This is a genomic window from Dactylosporangium sp. NPDC051485 (genome assembly GCF_040682015.1).
GTDB lineage: Bacteria > Actinomycetota > Actinomycetes > Mycobacteriales > Micromonosporaceae > Dactylosporangium.
The window spans coordinates 1-19,607 of sequence record NZ_JBFAZW010000154.1 but is presented as its reverse complement, the minus strand read 5'-3'; the positions used below and the strand labels follow the sequence as shown (position 1 = coordinate 19,607).

Below are 19,607 nucleotides of genomic sequence, written 5' to 3'. Positions count from 1 at the left end.
CGGCCGCGCTGGGTCAGGCCCAGGTTGCCGCCCTCCCCCACCACCTTGGCCCGCAGCTCGCGGCCGTTGACCCGGACGTAGTCGTTGGCCTTGTCCCCGACGTCGGCGTGCGACTCCCCGGTGGACTTGACGTAGGTGCCGATGCCGCCGTTCCAGAACAGGTCGACGGGGGCCGACAGGATCGCGTGCATGAGGTCGTTCGGCGTGAGGAGGCCGTCGCCGGCGATGCCGAGGGCGGCCCGGGCCTCCTCCGACAGGGCGATCGACTTGGCCGTGCGCGGGTACACGCCGCCGCCGGCCGAGATCTTCGACCGGTCGTAGTCGTCCCACGACGAGCGGGGCAGCCCGAACAGGCGCGAGCGCTCCTCGTACGACGCCGCGGCGTCGGGCGAGGGGTCGATGAAGATGTGCCGGTGGTCGAACGCGGCGACCAGGCGGATGTGCCGCGAGAGCAGCATCCCGTTGCCGAACACGTCGCCGGACATGTCGCCGACGCCGACCGCGGTGAACTCGGTCGTCTGGGTGTCCACCCCCAGCTCGCGGAAGTGCCGCTTCACCGACTCCCAGGCACCCCTGGCGGTAATGCCCATCCGCTTGTGGTCGTAGCCGGCCGAGCCACCCGAAGCGAACGCGTCGCCGAGCCAGAAGCCGTACTTCACCGAGATCTCATTGGCGATGTCGGAGAACGTCGCGGTGCCCTTGTCGGCCGCGACCACCAGGTAGGGGTCGTCCGGGTCGTGGCGCACCACGTCGGGCGGCGCGACGATCTTGCCACCGTCGAGATTGTCGGTCACGTCCAGCAGCGCCGAGATGAACAGCTGGTAGCAGGCGACGGCCTCGTCACGGTCGCCCGGCTTCTCCTTCAGGACGAACCCGCCCTTCGCGCCGGTCGGCACGATGACCGCATTCTTCACCATCTGCGCCTTGACCAGGCCCAGAATCTCGGTCCGGAAGTCCTCACGCCGGTCCGACCAGCGCAAGCCACCACGGGCGACGGAACCGAAGCGCAGATGCACACCCTCGAACCTCGGCGAGTACACAAAGATCTCGAACCGCGGCCGCGGAGCCGGCAGGTCGGGGATGGACTGCGGGTCGAGCTTGAAGGCGGTGTACGACTTCGGCCGCCCCCCGTCGCCGCGCTGGAAGAACGACGTGCGCAGGGTGGCCTGGATGAGGTGCAGGAAGGAGCGCAGGATGCGGTCCTGGTCGAGGCTGGTCACCTGGTCGAGGTCGGCGTTGATGGCCGTGATCAGCTCCTTGGACTGCACCGAGCGGGTCACCTCGGACAGCTGCAGCCGCGGGTCGAACCGGGCGGCGAAAAGCGCCACGAGCTTCGAGGCGATCGCGGGGTACGCCAGCAGCGTCGTCTCCATGTAGTCCTGGGAGAACACCGTGCCGGCCTGGCGCAGGTACTTCGCGTAGGCGCGCAGCACGACGACCTCGCGCCAGGTCAGCCCGGCCATGAGCACCAGCGTGTTGAAGTTGTCGACCTCGGCCTCACCGCGCCAGGTGGCGGAGAACGCGTTCTCCAGGTGCGGGCGGACGTCGGCGATGGCCCGCGACCCGGACGGCAGCTGCAGGCCGAAGTCGTACAGGTAGATCGTGCCGTCGGCGCGCACCACCTCGTAGGGGCGCTCGTCGGTCACCCGCACGCCGAGGGAGTGCAGCACCGGCAGGACCGCCGAGAGGAGCATCGGCTCGCCGTAGCGGAACACCTTGAACCGCACGTCGGACTCGTCCTGCCGGCGGCGGTACACGTGCATGACCAGCTGCCCGGGCTCGTCGAGCAGCTCGAGCTTGGCGACGTCCTTGACCGCCTCGTGGGGCGTGTGCTCGTCCTTGTACGTGTCCGAGATCGCCTGGCCGTAGCGCTGGTACAGCACCTTGGCCTGCTGCTCGTCGTTGAGCTTGCGCTCCAGCACCAGGCGGAAGTCGTCGTCCCAGAGGCGGGTGGCCTCGGAGAGGCGCTCGGTGAGGTCGTCGACGTCGATGTCACCCGGCGGGTTGCCCGGCTCGGTGCGCACGATGAAATGCACGCGGGCGAACTTCGACTCGCTCACCCGGGTGGTGTAGTCGACCCCGATGCCGTTGAGCTCGGCCAGCAGGATCTGCTGGATGCGCAGCCGGTTGGCGGTGGTGAACCGGTCACGGGGCAGGTAGACCAGGCACGAGATGAACCGGCCGTAACCGTCCCGGCGCAGGAATAGCCGCAGCTGGCGGCGGCCGGCCAGGCGCAGCACACCCATGACCGCCTTGTACAGCTCGTCCGTCCCGATCTGGAACAGCTCGTCGCGCGGGTAGGTCTCCAGCGTCTCCATCAGGTCCTTGCCGGAGTGGGAGCGCGGGGACAGCCCGGAGCGCTCGACCACCTCCGCCACCTTGCGCTTGACCACCGGCAGGTCACGCACGCTGGTGCGGTACGCCGCCGAAGAGAACAACCCGAGAAAGCGCTTCTCACCGATCACGTTGCCGTCGGCGTCGAACTGCTTGAAGCCGATGTAGTCCAGGTACGCCGAGCGGTGCACCGTGGCCCGCGAGTTGGCCTTGGTGATGATGAGCAGCCGTTTCTCCTTGGCCTTGGCGTACGCCTCCGCCGTCATGGAGGACAGCACCCGCGGCCGCACCTGGTCGACCCGCAGGATGCCCAGGCCGGAGCCGAGCACGGCCTGCAGCAGTTCCTCGCCGTTGTCGTCCTTGACCAGCTTGTACTGCCGGAAGCCCAGGAAGGTGAAGTGGTCATCGACGAGCCAGCGCAACAGCTCGACGGAGTCCGTGATGTCCTTGTCCGGCACGGGCAGCTGGGCGCTGCCGAGCTCGTCGGCGAGGGCCAGGGCCTGGGTGCGCATCTTGTGCCAGTCCTCGACCGCCTCGCGCACGTCGTTGAGCACGCGGGACAGGTCGGTGCGCAGCTCCTCGAGCTCACGCTCGTCCCGGATGCGGTCGACCTCGATGCGGATCCAGCTCTCGACGATGTCGCCGGGGCCGGCGTCCTCGGGCTCGAGCCCGACGAGCACCTCCTCCAGCGCACCGAGCGGCGCCCGGCGCAGCACCACCAGCGGGTGCACCAGCAGGTTGACGTCGATGTCACGCGACGACAGCGCGCTGGTCACCGAGTCGACCAGGAACGGCATGTCGTCGGTCACGATCTCCAGTGCCGTCCCGCCGGTGACGCTCAGGCCGAGCCGCAGCTTCAGCTCACCCGGCAGGCGCTGCTGCGCCAGCTCCGAGTGCGACCGGGTGGCCTCGACCATCTTGGCCACATCGCAGGCGGCCAGCTCCTCATCGGGGACCAGGCGCCAGTACTGCGCGACCAGTTCGGGATCGGCATCCAGTGCGGTGGCCAGCACGACCGCCTCCGCCACCAGATGCTCCGCGTTGGGCACCGGTTGCTCCAGGTCGTCGTCTTCGACCGCGTCGGCGGTCCCCGCTCCGCGTGAGCCTCGTGCGTCGTCCTGCACCGAGGTAACCCCAGGCCGATTCATCGGTTGTTCTCCCCTCACCCACGACGTTGTGGGTTGTCCTCGCTCAGCCTAAGACGTGCCCGCAGGGCCTCATGTGTTCGGGGATCGCGGTCGTCCGCCTGGAACACCATCTGTCCCGGCACGCAACCGTTGCCGATGAGCAACGTCACATCCAGCGGCCTTCGGTTCACGCTCGTCGAATACCCGATCAACCGCCACTCGACGTACTGAATTGTCCTACTTGTTCGATCTTGGGGCGTGCAGAACCATGCTTTCATGGCGCAGAATCGCCCACATGGTCGTTTCGATCCGTCGCGTCATCGCACTCGCCGCCGCCGTGGCGCTGCTCGGCACGCTCCCCGCGTGCTCCAGCAAGCCACCGGACGACTCGTTCACGACGTTCCTCGGCGCCTGGGAGAAGGGCAACCTCTCCGGTCTGAAGTTCCTGGGTCCGGACGGTAAAGCCCTCGCCGGGGATGCGGCGCAGAAGCTGTGGACCACGGTCGCGGGCGACCTCGCGACCCAGCCGCCGAAGCTCACCCTCAAGGGGGCCCCGGCGGTCAAGGACGACAATGCCAGCGCCGTCGTCCACGTGGCCTGGCCCGTCGCCGGCTCGACGTGGGAGTACGACACCACGGTCGACGCCAAGCGGATCGACAAGGAGTGGACGGTCACCTTCGGCGCGAAGACCATCAACCCGCAGCTGGAGGCCACCGACAAGCTCGCGGTCCGCAAGAGCGCGGGGACCCGCGGCAGCATCCTCGACGGCGCCGGCCAGCCGATCGTGAGCGCGAAGCCGGTCGTGATCATCGGCGTGGAGCCGCGGTCGATCACCGACATCGGCATCGTGGTCAGGAATCTGACAGACGCCTTCAAGCAGGCGAACGTCTCGGTCGACCTCTCGGGCCTGCCCGATCAGGTGAAGAAGGCCGCCCCCGACGCCTTCGTGCAGATCATCACGGTGCGCAAGGAGATCTTCGACACGATCGCCAACAAGCTGAACTCGACGCCGGGCGTGATCACCCGCAACTCGACGCAGGCGCTGGCCCCCTCCGCGCAGTTCGCCCGGGCCCTGCTGGGCTCCACCGGCGAGGTGACGAAGGAGATCATGGACAAGAACCCGGGCAAGTACAAGATCGGCGACGTTGTCGGCCTGTCCGGGCTCCAGCAGCGCTACGACTCGGTGCTGCAGGGCAAGCCGGGCGTCAAGGTGGTCGTGCCCATGCCCACCGGCACCCCCGACAAGCAACTCTTCGCCACCGACCCGACGGCCGGCACCGGCGTCAAGCTCACCCTCGACGTCAACCTGCAGAACGCCGCCGAGGCCGCCCTGGCCGGCGACCAGCGCCGCTCGGCCCTGGTCGCGATCCGGATCAGCGACAACTCGATCGTCGCGCTCGCCAACGGCCCCGGCGCCGCGGTGAACAACTTCGCGCTCGTCGGCCAGACCCCGCCGGGCTCGACCTTCAAGGCCGTCACCGCCCTGGCCGTGCTGGACAAGGGCATGACCGGCGAGGACGTGGTCAACTGCCCGAAGACCCTCACGGTCGACGGCCGCACGTTCAAGAACTCCCACGACGAGGAGCTGGGCAACGTCCCGCTGCGCACCGACTTCGCCAAGTCGTGCAACACGGCCTTCGCCTCGCTCGCCCCGAAGATCGCCCCCGACGGCCTCGGCAAGACCGCCCAGTCCCTCGGCATCGGCATCCCGTGGGACCTCGGCGCGGACGTCTTCACCGGCAAGGTCTCGGTCAACGGCGCCAAGGCCGAGCAGGCCGCGGCCGCCTTCGGCCAGGGCACCAACCTCGCCTCCCCGGTCAGCCTGGCCGGCGCGGCGGCGGCGATCGCCCGCGGCCAGTGGAAGCAGCCCCAGCTGGTCCTCGAGCCCGCCCCGAAGAGCCCGGCGGCCGACGGCCCGGCCCTGAACCCGGCCTCGCTGGATGCGCTGCGCGCGATGATGCGCCAGGTGGTCACCGACGGCACGGCGAGCCAGCTGAAGGACCTGCCGGGCGACCTGCGGGGCAAGACCGGCACCGCGGAGTACGACAACAACCCCGCCCACACCCACTCCTGGTTCATGGGCTACCGGGGCGACATCGCCTTCTGCGTGTTCGTGGAGAACGGCGGCGCCTCGACCGCCGCCGCCGTCCCGATCGCCGGCAAGTTCTTCCAGACGATCGGTTAGCCGCCCGGCCGGCCCGTGGTGCTCCGCGGGCCGGCCGCGGCGTCTCAGCCGGCGGTCTCGTCCTCCTCGACGGGGGTGCGGGCCGCCGGGACCACATCCGTCAGTGGGGACTCCGGGGCGTCCCCCCGGTCGCGCCGGACGGCCTGGGCGGGCACGAACGGCCGCAGGCCACCGGGCCCCATGGAGTCGCGCGGAAGCGAGTCGAGCGACAGCTCCGCGACCCTGTTCACCCGCGACCGCACTGGCACGACCTGCCCATACTCTTCGTCTTCATCCTCGTCATCCCCGATTTCGTCGTCCACGGCGCGGGTGTCCCCGGCCGCGGCGTACACGATATCGTCGGGCTCATCCGGTTCGTCCCCGGCCTCGGCGTCGGCGATGTCGTCGCCCGCGGCCTCAGGCCCGAGCTCTTCAGCCACATCCGCTTCGAGCACGCCACCCTCCACCGTTTCCGACATTTCGTAAATGTCGGAAAAATCCGGGGAGACGGCGCGCAGGAACGAGACAGCGGGCCCCGAAGAGGCAGCGGGCGCCGAGGAGACGACAGGCTCAGCAGAACCGCCGGACGCCGAGGAGACGCCGGGCCCAGAAGAGGCCGAAGAGACAGCGGGCGCGGACGAAACCGCGGGCCCAGAAGGGACCGACGAAACGGCGGGCGCCGAGGAGACGGCGGGCGCGGACGAGGCGTCGGGCAACGCGTCACCGGTCAGCGGCTCGGGCGCCGGGTCCGGCAGGGGACCGACCTCGGCGACCCCGGCCTGGAACGGCAGGGACGATGCGTCGTCGCGGATGAAGCGCAGCCCTGGACGCGACTCCCCCGCGGCCGGCGGCGCCGGGACCCGAAACGAGGGCGGCGCCGACACCGGCGGGGCCGAGACCGGGGGCGCGAACGGCGGCGCCGAGATCACCGGGTCGGGCGAGGCCGCGACCAGGGCCGACGAGGTGATCAGCGGCTCCAGCCCGGCGACGAGGACGTCGGTCACCTCGGCCGCGTACTGCCCGTCGGGGTCGTAGTCGGGGTCGAAGACCGTCACCTGGGCGCCCACGCAGCGCGGGTCCGAGACCAGCCCGCTGAGCAGGATCTCCAGCTCCCGGTAGGCGATCCCGCCCACGTCCGGCGCGTCCACGGCGGGCATCACGGCCGGGTCGAGCACGTCGACGTCCACGTGCACCCAGAAGCCGGCGCAGTCGCGCAGCTGGTCGCGGGCCCACTGGGCCGAGCGGGCGGCGCCGTCCGAGCGCAGCTCCGGCACGGCCCGGGCGACGATGCCGGCGGCCTGCAGGTCCAGGCGGTACTCGTCGTGCGTGCGGATGCCCAGCAGCGCGACGTCGACGTCGCGGAAGTACGGCCGGCGCTGCTCGATGGAGGTGAGGTTGGCCTGGCCGCGGCCGGTCGCCAGCGCGAGGGCCTCGCCGGCCGCGGCGCCCACGTAGGAGGCGTTGCCCTCGTGCCGGAAGTCGGAGTGCGCGTCGACGTAGATCAGCCCGATCCGCCCGCCGGCCTCGGTCTGGTGGCGGCGCATGGCCAGGCCGGCGCCGAGCAGGATGGAGCAGTCGCCGCCGAGCACGAGCGGGAAGTCCCCGGCCGCGAGGATGCTGCCGATCCGGTCGGCCAGGCGGCGCACGAACACCGCGATCTCCGCGGCCTGGGCCACGCCGTCGCCCGGCTGCCACCCCGCCGGGTCGTACCGCGGCGGGGTGATACAGCCGGCGTCGCGCGCCCCGAGGCGGGTCAGCAGGTTGTGGTCGCGCAGCGCGCCGGGCGCCTTGGCGCAGCCGGGCACCGAGGATGCGGTCGGTGGCCGCAGCCCCAGGTTGCTCGGCGCGTCGACGACGGCGATCCGGCGCAATGCGGGCGCCGTCAGAAGAGCGCGCTCGCCAGTGCCCGGCGGGCCTTGGCGACCGCTGGGTCGTCCGGGCCGGCGACGGCGAACAGCGAGACGAGGTGCTTGCGCACGGTCTCCCGCTCGTCGCCCGGCGTGCGGCGGATGAGGTCGACCAGCCGCGAGTACGCCTTGTCGGCCTCGCCGGTGAGCACCTCGACGTCGGCGGCGATCAGCTGGGCCGGGACGTCGGCCGGGGCAGCCTGGGCCGCGCTCAGCGCGCCGGCGAAGTCCACGCCGTCGACCCGGCGCAGCAGGCCGACCTGAGCCAGCCCGGACTCGGCGACGGCGTCGGCCGGGGTCTCGTCGAGGATCTTGCGGTACGCCGCCTCGGCCGCGTCGAGGTCACCGTCGGCCATGGCGTCGTCGGCGGCGAGCAGCCGCGGGTCCTCGGGCCGCTCGACCTCCACTCCGGCCGCCTTGAGCACGGCGTCGATCCACTGCCGCAGCTGCGGCTCGGGCAGCACCTGGTTGAACGCGTCGACCGGCTGCCCGCCGACGACGGCCACCACGAAGGGGATGTTCTGGATGCGGAACATCTGCGCCAGCCGCGGGTTGGCCTCGATGTCGATCCGGCCGAGGGTCCACGTCCCGCCGCCCTCCGCCGCCAGCTGCACCAGCAGCGGGGAGAACTGCTGGTGCGGCGCGCTCATCTCGACGTAGAAGTCCAGGACCACCGGCATCGTCAGCGATCGCTGCATGACGTCGTCCTGGAACGTCGCCTCCGTGACGTCGATCACGTTGGCGCCGGCGGCCGCTGCGGGGGCCGGCGTGGTGGCCCGCTGCGCGGCGGCCGTGTTGCTGCGGGCCAAGGCGCCGAGGTCCACCGCCCCGCGGGTGAAGATCGACTGAGACTGGCGTGGGTCGGTCATGGCCCTAGTTTTGCACGTGCCCCAGGTGATCTGCCGCAAGTGACCGGTCGGATCCACCCGCCACCAGCGTCACCTGGCCGTCGATGTGCTCGACGGTGAAGAGCGTGCCCGGCGGGAAGTCGCCGAGAACCTCCGGCGGCAGCTGCACGGTGCCGTCGCCGGCCACCACGGCGAAGTCCTGGCCGTCGCGCCCCTCGGCGCCCACCCGGCCGTCGCGGATGGTCACGGCCCGGCCGAGCCGGGTGCCCACGTCACCGTCGTGGGTGACGACGACGATGGTCGTGTTGCGCTCGCGGTTGACCGTCTCGAGGGCCTCGAGCACCTCGTCCCGGCCGTGGGTGTCGAGCTGGCTGGTCGGCTCGTCCACGAGCAGCAGCCCGGGGCCGGCGGCGATGCCGACGGCCAGCGCGGCCCGCTGCCGGGCGCCCGGGGCGAGCTCGTCGATGCGCGCGCGGCCCAGCCCCGGCAGGCCCACCAGGTCCAGGATGCGGTCGGGGTCGTCGAGCTTGATGCCCTCGGTCCGCGCGGCCCGCCGCTGGGCCAGCCAGATGTTGCGGTGCAGTGAGGCATACGGCAGCAGGTTGCGCGCCGCGCCCTGCAGCACCACGCCGATCTCGGTCCCGCGCAGCCGGGCGATCTCCCCGTCGGAGAGCTTGCCCATGTCGTACGTCCCGATGTTCACCCGCCCCGCGGACGGCCGCATGAGGCCGGCCAGCAGCGCGATGAGCGTCGACTTGCCGGAGCCCGACGGCCCGACCAGGGCCAGCGTCTCCCCCGGCCCGATCGAGAGGTCGACGCCGGCCAGCGCCACGACGTCGCCGGCCTCCGCCCGATAGATGTGCACGACCCGCCGGCAGGCGACCGCCAGTCCGTTCATCGCGTCCCCGTCCCCATCCCGATCATCGAACCAGTCGTCTCGTCGAACATCGTCCTCATCGCCTCCGCTGCTCCGAGGCGGCGCGCATCCGGGCGCCGGCGACCACGGCCGAGGCGGCCAGCACGAGCGCGGCCGCGCCCCAGGCGATCGCCACCGGCCCCGGCGAGGGCCAGATCGACGCCTTGAAGCCGTCCGCGTCGTCGGAGAACACCGGAAGATACTCCCGCACCAACAGCCAGCTGGCCAGGGCCGCGAACGGCGCGATGAGCGCCGCCGTGGCGACCAGGGCCAGGTAGCCGTTCGCCCCGGCGTCGCGGCGGGCGACGCCCTGGGCCCGCAGCGACCGCAGCTCGCCGGCCCGCCGCAGCCGGTCCAGGCTCGCCACCAGCCACAGCGCGCCGGCCGCGAGCAGCACCGCGAGACCGGCCGCGAGCTGGTGGAAGCGCAGCGCGACGGCCGGCCCCTGCTCGTCCAGCCCGGCGCGCAGCGGGCCGAGCGAGCGGTCGCTCATGATCCGCAGGCCCTGCGCCTGGAGCTGCTCGACCACGTCGGCCGGCGCCTGCGGGCCGAGGAAGATCTGCGGGTACAGCGCGTCGCCGCCGTCGGTGGCCAGCCGCTCGGCGTAGTCGAGGTCGACCAGCCCGCCCTTGTAGCCCAGCTTCGGTACCGTCTCCACCTCACCGGCGATGGTGATGGACTGGCGGCCGAGGTCCAGGCCGGTCATGTGGTCGCCGATGCCGGCCGTGCGGGCCATGATCACCGGCAGCGGCGAGGGGGCGTCGGTCGGCAGGATCTTGACCGCGGTGTCGGCGCCCTTGTAGTTGGTGAGCTCGGCCCGCAGGCCGTCCTTGGCCGCGGTGAGCGTCGGCACGAGCAGCTTCGACCCGGGCGACTCCGGCGTGCGCCAGCCGTCGCTGTCGGCGAAGCCCGCCTCGTCGACGATCTTCTTGTCGTGCTGGCTGAAGCTGTGCAGCGTCATGGTCACGTCGAAGCCGCGGTTCTCGGGCTGCTCCAGCTCCAGCCCGGCCAGCCGGCACATGTTCACGCACATGGGCAGGTTGCGGGTGTAGGTGTGCCGGCCGGTCTGCACCCTGCCGAGGTCGACCCGCCCGACGCCGGAGCCGTCGAGGGGCACCACGACGGCGATCCAGCGCACCCGGTAGGCGTCGACGAGCGAGTCGATGGTCACGTCCAGCGACACGTCCTTGTTGTCCACCTCGATGGAGCGCCGGGTCACCTCGGGCTTGAGCAGCGCGCGCGCCTTCTGCGCGCTCAGCGCCCGGTCCTCCCACAGCGCCACGCCGGGCAGCGACTCGCTGTCGACCGCCAGCATCGGCGGCACCGCGGTGTCGTCGGAGACCGGCAGCATCGCGGCGGCCATCGCGAACTTGTGGTCCTTGTCGACCGCGCGGACCTTGCTCAGCAGCTCGGCCCGGCTCACCGGCTCGACGGACAGCACCCGGGGCGCGCCGAGCTCGACCCGGGTGCGCCGGTCGCGGGCGTCGGCGGAGGCCTCGGTCGCGGTGGCGGCGAAGACGACGAGCCCGAGCGCGACCACGAAGAGGGCGAGGACGCGCTGGGTGCCGGGGCGGCGGGTGAGCGCGTAGGCGGCCAGGGTGGGGCCGAGCCGGCCGCGGCGCAGGGCCCGCCGGCCGACCCGCTCGGCGATGGGCAGCGCCGCCCGGGCGGCGAGCAGGGCCACCGCGATCACGATCGCCGACGGCGCGAACAGCGCGAAGCCGGTCAGCCCGTCGCCGCCCCGGCGCAGCTGCACCACGGAGACGGCGGCGAGCACCACGACGACGACCTCGAAGACCGGCGCACTCCAGCGCGACCCCCGGCTCGGCACGTTGCGCAGCAGGTCGACGGTGCGCTTGGCCAGCTCCGCCCGCTGGGCCAGCACCGCCGCGACCAGCGCGCCGCACAGCGCGGCCAGCGACCACCGGGTGAGCCCGGCCGACAGCGGCACGCCGGCCGAGCTGCCCAGCAGCAGCCAGGCGGCCAGCCGGACCAGGTAGTGCCCGAGCACGAAACCGGCCGCGGCGCCGGCCAGGATGGCCACGACGCTCTCCCCGGCGGCGAGCCACCAGCGCCGCGGGGTGCTCACGCCGCGCAGCGAGAGCAGGCCCAGCTCCAGCCGCCGTTCCTGGGTGGCCGCGGCGACGGCGATGAACAGCACGAACCAGCACAGGAGCACCAGCGGTACCGCCGCGACCGGAACCACCTCGGCGACGAGATCCCGGTCGGCGTTGATCCGCTTGACCAGGGCGGGCAGTTCCGTCTGCACGACCGCGTGGCCGGGCAGCGCCGTCAGCTGGGCCTCGCCGCTCTTCACGGCGGCGTTGATGCGGTCCAGCGACTGGCGGTCGATCGCCGACCAGTCGATGACGAAGTCGAACGTCTGCCGCTCGTTGCCGTGCGTCATCGCCTCCAGGCTCAGCCGGGAGGCGAAGACCGGCTCGGTGGTCATCCGCGCGGTGGGGCGGGGGTTGAAGTAGTCGGCGTCGGACCAGTACAGGTCGGCCCGGTTGACCGGTTCGTAGACGCCGACCAGGGTGAACGTCACCCGCGGGCCGGCCTCGTAGTAGTCGCCGGTTTCCGCCTCCACGGCGGCGTAGCTGACCTCGACGGTGTCGCCGAGGTGCAGGCCGAGCAGCTTGACCTGCGCGGCGCTCAGCACGATCTCGGTCTCGCTGGCGAAGCAGCGCCCGGCGCTGAAGCGCAGGTGCGCGCAGGCGTCGTCGCGATAGACGAAGCGCGGGGCGATCGGCCGGGCCGACGTCAGGTCGGCCGGGAAGACCATGATGTTGTACTCGGTGCTGTACACGCTCGCGAACTGCCCGCCGCCGAACACCTTCGGGACCAGGTCCTCGAAGTCGTGGTCGGTCGGCGACGGCGTGGTGCGCCGGGCCTGCACGAGCCGCTCGGTGACCGGCGCGGCGGCCACCTCGCTGCGCACCACGGCGCGGTCGGCGGTGGCGGAGTACACCGGCGCGCTGACGGCCGCCGCCAGGGCGAACATGGCCAGGAGGAACGCGGTGAGAGCCTGCCCGAGCCGGGCCCGCACCATCGAGAGGACAAGCCCGATCACGCCGTCACCTCCGTAAGCTCCGATGCCGGCGCGATCGCCGGGCCGTGTTCCCGGGCAGCGGCCCCAGCGCCTGGTCCGGCTCGATGAGGCTTCGCGCTGATCCGCCCAGGCCGGGCGCCACCGCGCTGCGGGCCGCTCACGACGCGCTCCATCCGTCGGCGAAGTAGGGCAGGACGTCGCCGATGTAGGCGCGGATGAGCGCGGCCAGGATCAGGCCGAACAGCAGCGATATGCCGGCGAGCACGAGGTACCCCTCGACGCCCACCCGCCGCACCAGCCGCACCGGGGCGCCCTGGGCCCGCAGCGCGCCGAGCTCGCGGGAGCGGGGCCGGCGCTCGACGGCGGCGACCACGAAGGCCGATCCGATCGCCAGGGCCAGCCCGACGATCGCCGAGAGCAGCATGAACTGCAGGGTGAGCGGCGGGCCGAGGGAGGCGTACCGGTCGGCGACGCCGTCGATGGACTCCTCGCCGAGCACGATCACGCCCTCGGCCCGGAGCCGGTCCGTGATGTCTCGCGGCGCGCCGGCGTTGAGCCAGACCTGCAGCGACTCGCCCGCGCCGAAGTCGGCGCCGAGGCGGTCGGCGTACTCCAGGTCGATGATCACCCCCTTCTCGCCCAGCCGGGGCAGCCGGCGGGCGGTCTCGGCGACCGTCTCGGAGATCGACGTCGAGCCGTAGGTGACGCGCTGGTCGCCGACGCGCCGCGGCTGGATCTCGGTGGCCCGGACGCTGGCCAGCGGGGCCGGGGTGTCCAGCGGATACACCCCGGGGTCGGCGACGCCGGTGCGCACCGGGGCGACGGTGAGCCGCAGCCCGTCCCCGACCGCGGTGACGATGAGGTTGGGCGGGTTGCCGTTGACCCCGAGCCGCCACCTGGTGCGGTCCCCGAGCATCTCCTTGCTCAGCACGGGCTGGTCGCCGCCCTGGTTCGGGCCGCTCTGGGTGATGCCGTGCACGGTGACCTCGACGCCCGGGCGGGACGCGAAGAAGACCCGCTGCTCCTGGGTGGACTGCACGATCTGCAGCGAGCTGAGCCGGCAGCCGGGCGCCGTCGCGCAGGCCGCCACCGGCAGCTTGAGCGTCTTGCGGCCGTCGGCGAGCGGGCCGGCCCGGGCGGTGAGCCGGTTGCCCTTGGGATCGGCGAGCACGACGTCGAGAAACACCACGCGGCTCGCATCGTTGCCGGTGACGTGGGCGTCGAAGTCGACGGTCAGCTCCCCGCCGGTGACCGCGACCGGCTTCGGGGCGTCGGGGTGCAGCAGAGCGGCGGTCTGCGCGGCGTCCGGGCCGTACTCCGGGCGCCAGGTCGCCACCTTGGCCAGCCGCGGGCTGTCGACCAGCAGCACCCGGTCGTAGCCCGAGACCAGCGACTCCACCGCCGCCATCGCGTGCTCGCCGCCCGGGTCGGCCGCCCGCACCGCGTTGAGCAGGGCGAGCCGGCTCTCGGCCCGCACGGTCAGCACCCGGTCGGCGCCGACCTCCATCTCGGCCCGGGTGCGGCCGTCGGTGCGCCCGGCGCTCCAGGTCAGCGCCGAGGTGCACAGCAGCGCGACGGTGACGATCATCAGCGCGGCGAGGCGGTGCACGCCGGGCCGGCGGGCCAGGTAGATCGCGGTGAGCGCGCGGGCGGCCCGGCCGTGGCGCAGCGCGCCCTCAACCAGCCGGCCCGCGGCGAACGTGACGAGCCGGGCCGCGACCAGCGCGAAGGCCAGGGCGGCCAGGCCCGGCGCCAGCAGCGCGAGGCCGGCCGCGTCGCCCGAAGCGCGGGTCTTGACCTGGTAGACGGCGGCCACGGCGAGCGCGACGAGGATCAGGTCGAACAGTTCGCGCCAGAGACGGATGCGCACCCGGCCCTGGCGCAGCAGCTCGGCGACGCTGGAGGACAGCGCCCGGCGCTCGGCCAGCAGCGCGGCGAGCAGCGCGCCGAGCACGGCCAGCACGACCGCGCCGGCGGACAGGGTGAGGGCCTGCTCGTTGACCGCGGCGTCGTGGATGGGCCCGGTGACCGCGGTGGCGGCGGCCCACCCGATGGGCAGCCCCAGCACCGCGCCGGCCAGCATCGGCAGGGCGCTCTGCCCGCTCACCAGCGCCCAGGTGCGCCCGCGCGTGGCGCCGCGCAGCTTCACCAGCCCGATGTCGGGGCGCCGCTCCTCGCCGGTGTACTTCACCGCGATGTACAGCGCGAACCAGCACAGCACGAGTAGCTGGAAGGCGCCGACCGGCACGCCGAGGGAGACCAGCCGCCGGTCCCGCTCGACCCTCTGGATGGTCGCCTGCAGCTGCGTGTTGAGGGTCAGCCGGTTGTTGCCGGCCTCGACGGTGGCCGCGTCGAGGTGCGCCCGGACGTCCTCGGGCGTCTGGTCGACGAGCAGCTGCGGCTGGGCGACCATGTCCACGATGGTGCGCACCGGCACCGTCGAGAGGCTCTTGTCGAACGTGGCCGGCGTGGTCAGCAGCGCGTCATCGACCGGCTCCGTCATGTCGGGCGGGGCGCCGGTCGGCAGGCTGGCGGCCATCAGCTGGTCGTTGCTGCTCCAGAAGGGATCCCTCACGTTGTCGGGGCGGTAGACGCCGACGACCTTGAGCTGGAGCGGGTGGGGCACGCCGGAGCCGGCGAAGGTGAGCGTGTCGCCGGCCTTGACCCGCAGGAAGCGGGCGGATCGGTAGCTGAGCATCACCTCACCGGCGGCGGCGGGGCAGGCGCCCTCGATCGACGCGTGCGAGCAGGCATCGGTGCGCAGGGTCACCGGCGAGTTGGTGCTGCGGCTGCCACCGGCGGCCCCCGGCTGACCGCCGCCGCCGGGCTGGCCGTTGCCGCCGGGCTGGGCGGTGGCGGCGGACACCTCGCCGGCCAGGTAGGCGCCGGTGTAGGAGGTGAAGCCGGTGAGCCCCACGATCCGCCGCGTCTGCTCGGCCGCGGCGGCCAGCTGGGCCTCGATCGAGCCGCCCTCCACGGGCCCCTCGCCGATGGTCTCCAGCGAGCGCTCCCGGATCGGCGCACTCTCCATGTGCCGGGTGGCGATGCGCTCGGTCGAGGCCAGCACATACCAGGGCGCGGCCGCCGTCGCCGCGGCAGCCAGGGTGCTGAGCAGCAACAACGTCAGCGCCTGGGCGCGCCGGGCTCGCAGCGCCGCGAGCACGAGTGCCAGCAAGGCCCCTCCCCGTATCAGGTCGTCCTAGGTAGACCTGCGGGGGAAGGGGCCGGTTGCGCGTCTGCATTGCGGTTGGATAACGGGGGCGGTGCGTCAGAATCGGGCGGGTTCGCGGTAGATGCCCCACTCGTCCTTGAGGGCCCCGCAGATCTCGCCGAGCGTGGCCTCGGCCCTGGCCGCGTCCAGCATCGAGGGGATCATGTTCTCGCCGGCGCGGGCCGCCGCGATCATGCGCTCCAGGCACTCCTTGACCGCGACGTTGTCCCGGCCGGCCCGGCGGGTGGCCAGCAGCTTGTTCTGCTCGGCCTCGACCTCGTGGGAGACCCGCAGGATGTCCAGGTCGCGGGTGACCGAGCCGGTGTGCGCGTTGACCCCGACGACGCGCTTCTCGCCCTTCTCCAGCGCCTGCTGGTACGCGAAGGCACTGTCGGCGATCTCGGACATGAACCAGCCGTCCTCGATGCCGCGCAGGATGCCGCCGGTGATCGTGCCGTCGCCGCCCATCTCGCGAATCCGGGCGAAGATCGCCTCGGCCTCGGCCTCGATGCGGTCGGTGAGCGCCTCGACGAACCACGCGCCGCCCAGCGGGTCGGCGACGTTGGTCACGCCGGTCTCCTCCATGAGCACCTGCTGGGTGCGCAGCGCGATCTCGGCCGCCTGGTCGGTGGGCAGGGCGAGGGTCTCGTCCAGCGCGTTGGTGTGCAGGGAGTTGGTCCCGCCGAGCACCGCCGCGAGCGCCTCGACCGCGGTGCGAACCACGTTGTTGTACGGCTGCTGCGCGGTCAGCGACACCCCGGCCGTCTGCGTGTGGAAGCGCAGCCAGAGCGCCTTCTCGCTGGTGGCGCCGTAGACGTCGCGCAGCCAGCGGGCCCAGATGCGCCGCGCCGCGCGGAACTTGGCGATCTCCTCGAAGAAGTCGATGTGCGCGTCGAAGAAGAAGCTCAGCCCGGGCGCGAACGCGTTGACGTCCAGGCCGCGGGACTTGCCGAGCTCGACGTAGCCGAAGCCGTCGGCCAGCGTGAACGCGAGCTCCTGGGCGGCGGTCGCGCCGGCCTCCCGGATGTGGTACCCGGACACGGACAGGGGCTTGTAGCGGGGGATGTGCCGGCCGGTGTACTCCATGAGGTCGCCGATCAGCCGCAGGTGCGGCTCCGGCGGGAACAGCCACTCCTTCTGCGCGATGTACTCCTTGAAGATGTCGGTCTGCAGCGTGCCGTCGAGCCGCCCGAGGTCGGCGCCCTGGCGCTCGGCGGCCACGAGGTACATGCAGAACACCGGCACGGCCGGCCCGGAGATCGTCATGCTCGTGGTCACGTCGGCCAGCGGGATGCCGTCGAAGAGCACGTCCATATCGGCCGCGGTGTCGATGGCCACGCCGCAGTGCCCGACCTCACCCAGCGACTGCGGGTCGTCGGAGTCGCGACCCATGAGGGTGGGCATGTCGAAGGCGACGGAGAGCCCGCCGCCGCCCGCGCCGAGGAGCATCTTGTACCGCGCGTTGGTCTGCCGCGCGTTGCCGAACCCCGAGAACTGGCGGATGGTCCAGGTGCGGCCGCGGTACCCCGTGGGGTGCAGCCCGCGGGTGTAGGGATACTCGCCCGGCCAGCCGATCCGCTCGAACCCGGGCACGTCGGCCCCCTCGGGCGGCCCGTACACGGGCTCGACCCGCGAGCCGGACAGCGTGGTGAAGTCGGCGTCGCGCTTGCGGGCCTCGTCGAAGCGGCGCTGCCAGCGCGCGCGCCCCTCGGCGATCTCGTGGGCGTCCATGGGTGTCGGCGCTCCTCGGGTGTGGCGGGTTGGTCCGTCACACTTGATGCTAACCGCCACCTGAACGATCGCTAAGCCCGCGCCCCCAAGTGTGCGGACGCGGGCCGCGGATCAGCGGTTATGCGTAGTCGGCGGCGCGGGCCTCGTCGTTGCCCGCCCGCTTGGTGGCCTTCTCGTCCACGTGCACGTCGTCGACCACGATGTCGACCGCGGTCACCTCCAGCCCGAGCAGGTTCTCCACCGAGCCGATCACCTTGGTCCGGACCTTCTCGGCCACCGAGTACACGACGTACCCGTACTCGATCACCAGCGTCACCCGGATCGTGGCGTCACGCCCTTCCAGGCGCACGGAGACGCCCCGGTTGGACGACTCCCCGTCGGAGTCGCCCAGCCCGATGCGGTCGCGCACCGCCGCGAAGACCCGGGCCACGTCGCCGCCCAGGTCGTAGACGCCCGGCACCTCGCGCGCGGCGATGGCGGCGACCTTCTCGACCACCTCGTCGGCGATCGTGGTGGTGCCCCGCTCGGCCGCCAGCTCCGCGTTGTTACGCAGCCGGTCGACCACCTGCGAGGCGATCCGGCCGGACGCCGCCGCGGTGCTGGCCGCGAACGTGGTGACCTTCTCGGCCGCCTCGTCCAGCCGCGAGTGCTGCTCCCGCCCGGGCGCGGCCTCCTGCGCCGGCACCACGGTCCCCGTGACCGGCTCGGCAGCGGCCGGCTCCACGGAAGCCGGCTCCGCAGCGGCCGGCTCCACGGTGGCCAGGGCGTCGCCGGTCAGGTCCGGATCGACGGCTTCGCTCATCGTCGTTACTCCCCACTCGTCCCCAGGTCTCGAAACGCCCGCAGCGTACTCGCGCGGCGCCAGGGCGGGGCACCCTCCGTTCAGGCGCCGTAGGTCGACTGGGTCACGGCGAACACGTTGCGGTGCCCGACCGTCTCCTGCAGCGACCAGAGCAGGTCCGGATTGGCGTCGTCCTCCCAGTAGCTGATGCTCTCGCCGCCGCCCACCCAGGCGTGCGTGTGCGGGCCGTCGGCGGGCGTCCAGTAGTACAGCTGCTTGGACCCGGACGAGTTGAACCACCACCGCCCGTTGTGCGAGGCCACCCCGTTGAGCTTGTACCAGGGCAGCTGCAGCGCCTGCGAGGCCGTCGTCGCGGCGGCGAAGGTCGTGGCGCCCGGCGCGAACGGGAACCGCACGGCCCGCGGCGCGCGGTTGGGGTAGTCGGCGCAGCCGGAGGAGCAGGTGTACTCCGTCATGACGATCGACTTGCTGACCCGGTCGAGCGAGATGGTCGACCAGGCCAGCGCCGCGCTCGACGTGGTGGCCGCGGTGAGTGTGCCGATCTGCGGCAGCACGTACGCGTAGTTGTGCGCGTACCACGTGCCGCCGACCGCGCCGATCTGGTCCGCCGTGCCGCCCGTGTTCGTCTTCAGGATCTTGCGCATGTCGAACACCCGCATCCCGCGGGCCGTGTCGGCGACGTAGAGGTAGTCGCCGTACCAGACCACCCCGCCGGCGTGCACCTTCACGTCCTTGAAGCTCGGCGCCGCCTCGGTCCCGGTCGGCTCGACCAGCAGGATCTTGCGGTACGTGTTCGGGTACGTGGCGTCCCAGTCGACCAGCGTGATCCGGCTGCGGCTCTGCGCGCCGTCGCAGCCGTCCTTGGTGTACCAGCTCACGAGCACCAGCTGGTGCCCGTCGTAGTTGCCGCCGCCCGCCGTCCCGACCGCATCCCGGCTGGTGGTGATCCCCTGCGGGTAGTTGGCGCAGTCCGAGTTGTCCCCGTCGTCGAACCGGAACCCGGTCTGGTACCCCGCGATCCCGAGCGAGTCGGTGATCCCGGTGCGGTCGTGGTTGGCGTTGTCCATGACGGTGTGCACGGCCGCGGTGCCGAGCTTGGCCACCAGTGCGGTGTTGAGCGCGTCGTACTGGTGGTAGTTCGCGGCCAGCGTGAACTGGCTCGCCGCCAGCGCGACGGGCGCGGCCGCGGCGAACGCCGGGGGCGCCCCGAGGACGGCTCCGAGCGCGGCGACGGCGACCCCACCGACCAGCAGGCGACTGCGTAGCTTCATGGCTTCCCTCCGTTTGTGCACCAATCGACAAACCACGATAGGTCCGCAAGGTGGCGTCTCGGAGGGCTGCGCGGTCGCGGGCAGATAACGGCCTTTTGAACGATAAGTCGGGCGCTGGCGCGCCGCGACTTATCGGATTTATACCCCGACCCCGGTTTCAAGGGGTCGTTGCAACACCTGACTTGATCAGGGGTTGCCGTGTTCGAGATCCGGGTTGATCGTCGCCCGCAGGGGTGTAAACCGT

The 19,607-nt window shown here is 72.2% G+C and carries 9 protein-coding genes and 1 pseudogene; 1 reads left to right on the top strand and 9 read right to left on the bottom strand.

The window, feature by feature from the left end:
• On the bottom strand, positions 1-3,458 hold a 3,458-nt coding region (locus tag AB0M46_RS46990), incomplete at its 3' end, for an NAD-glutamate dehydrogenase (protein WP_363347404.1).
• 298 nt (positions 3,459-3,756) lie between these two features.
• On the opposite strand from AB0M46_RS46990, the gene AB0M46_RS46985 reads away from it, so the two are divergent.
• A complete protein-coding gene (locus AB0M46_RS46985) occupies positions 3,757-5,646 on the top strand; it encodes a penicillin-binding transpeptidase domain-containing protein (protein ID WP_363347402.1) in 1,890 nt (629 codons plus the stop codon).
• 947 nt (positions 5,647-6,593) lie between these two features.
• On the opposite strand, the pseudogene AB0M46_RS46980 reads toward AB0M46_RS46985, so the two are convergent.
• The 8 genes and pseudogenes from AB0M46_RS46980 to AB0M46_RS46945 all read right to left on the bottom strand — a co-directional run.
• Positions 6,594-7,496 (bottom strand): annotated as a pseudogene (locus tag AB0M46_RS46980) (arginase family protein); the annotation flags it as partial.
• A gap of 11 nt (positions 7,497-7,507) precedes the next feature.
• Positions 7,508-8,401, bottom strand: a complete 894-nt coding sequence (locus AB0M46_RS46975; RefSeq protein ID WP_363347399.1) for a tetratricopeptide repeat protein — start codon at positions 8,399-8,401, stop codon at positions 7,508-7,510.
• Between the two features lie 4 nt (positions 8,402-8,405).
• Positions 8,406-9,278, bottom strand: coding sequence for an ATP-binding cassette domain-containing protein (locus AB0M46_RS46970; protein ID WP_363347397.1), 873 nt, complete (start codon positions 9,276-9,278; stop codon positions 8,406-8,408).
• A 55-nt stretch (positions 9,279-9,333) separates the two neighbouring features.
• Positions 9,334-12,369 (bottom strand): FtsX-like permease family protein, encoded by a 3,036-nt coding sequence (locus tag AB0M46_RS46965; RefSeq protein ID WP_363347395.1) that lies wholly within the window; start codon positions 12,367-12,369, stop codon positions 9,334-9,336.
• 136 nt (positions 12,370-12,505) lie between these two features.
• A complete protein-coding gene (locus tag AB0M46_RS46960; RefSeq protein WP_363347393.1) occupies positions 12,506-15,523 on the bottom strand; it encodes an FtsX-like permease family protein in 3,018 nt (1,005 codons plus the stop codon).
• Positions 15,524-15,616: 93 nt separating this feature from the next.
• On the bottom strand, positions 15,617-17,290 hold the full coding sequence (locus AB0M46_RS46955; RefSeq protein WP_363347391.1) for a methylmalonyl-CoA mutase family protein: 1,674 nt from the start codon (positions 17,288-17,290) through the stop codon (positions 15,617-15,619).
• Positions 17,291-17,408: 118 nt separating this feature from the next.
• Positions 17,409-18,092, bottom strand: coding sequence for an Asp23/Gls24 family envelope stress response protein (locus tag AB0M46_RS46950; RefSeq protein ID WP_363347389.1), 684 nt, complete (start codon positions 18,090-18,092; stop codon positions 17,409-17,411).
• Between the two features lie 80 nt (positions 18,093-18,172).
• Positions 18,173-19,363 carry a hypothetical protein gene (locus AB0M46_RS46945; RefSeq protein ID WP_363347387.1) on the bottom strand — a complete coding sequence of 397 codons (1,191 nt, stop codon included), beginning with the start codon at positions 19,361-19,363 and terminating at the stop codon, positions 18,173-18,175.
• Positions 19,364-19,607 lie beyond the last annotated feature (244 nt).

Excerpts from the sequence above, each read along its gene's own strand:
- AB0M46_RS46985 (WP_363347402.1), top strand. The coding sequence starts at position 3,757 with ATGGTCGTTTCGATCCGTCGCGTCATCGCACTCGCCGCCGCCGTGGCG.
- AB0M46_RS46975 (WP_363347399.1), bottom strand. The coding sequence starts at position 8,401 with ATGACCGACCCACGCCAGTCTCAGTCGATCTTCACCCGCGGGGCGGTG.
- AB0M46_RS46970 (WP_363347397.1), bottom strand. The coding sequence starts at position 9,278 with ATGAACGGACTGGCGGTCGCCTGCCGGCGGGTCGTGCACATCTATCGG.
- AB0M46_RS46955 (WP_363347391.1), bottom strand. The coding sequence starts at position 17,290 with ATGGACGCCCACGAGATCGCCGAGGGGCGCGCGCGCTGGCAGCGCCGC.
- AB0M46_RS46950 (WP_363347389.1), bottom strand. The coding sequence starts at position 18,092 with ATGAGCGAAGCCGTCGATCCGGACCTGACCGGCGACGCCCTGGCCACC.
- AB0M46_RS46945 (WP_363347387.1), bottom strand. The coding sequence starts at position 19,363 with ATGAAGCTACGCAGTCGCCTGCTGGTCGGTGGGGTCGCCGTCGCCGCG.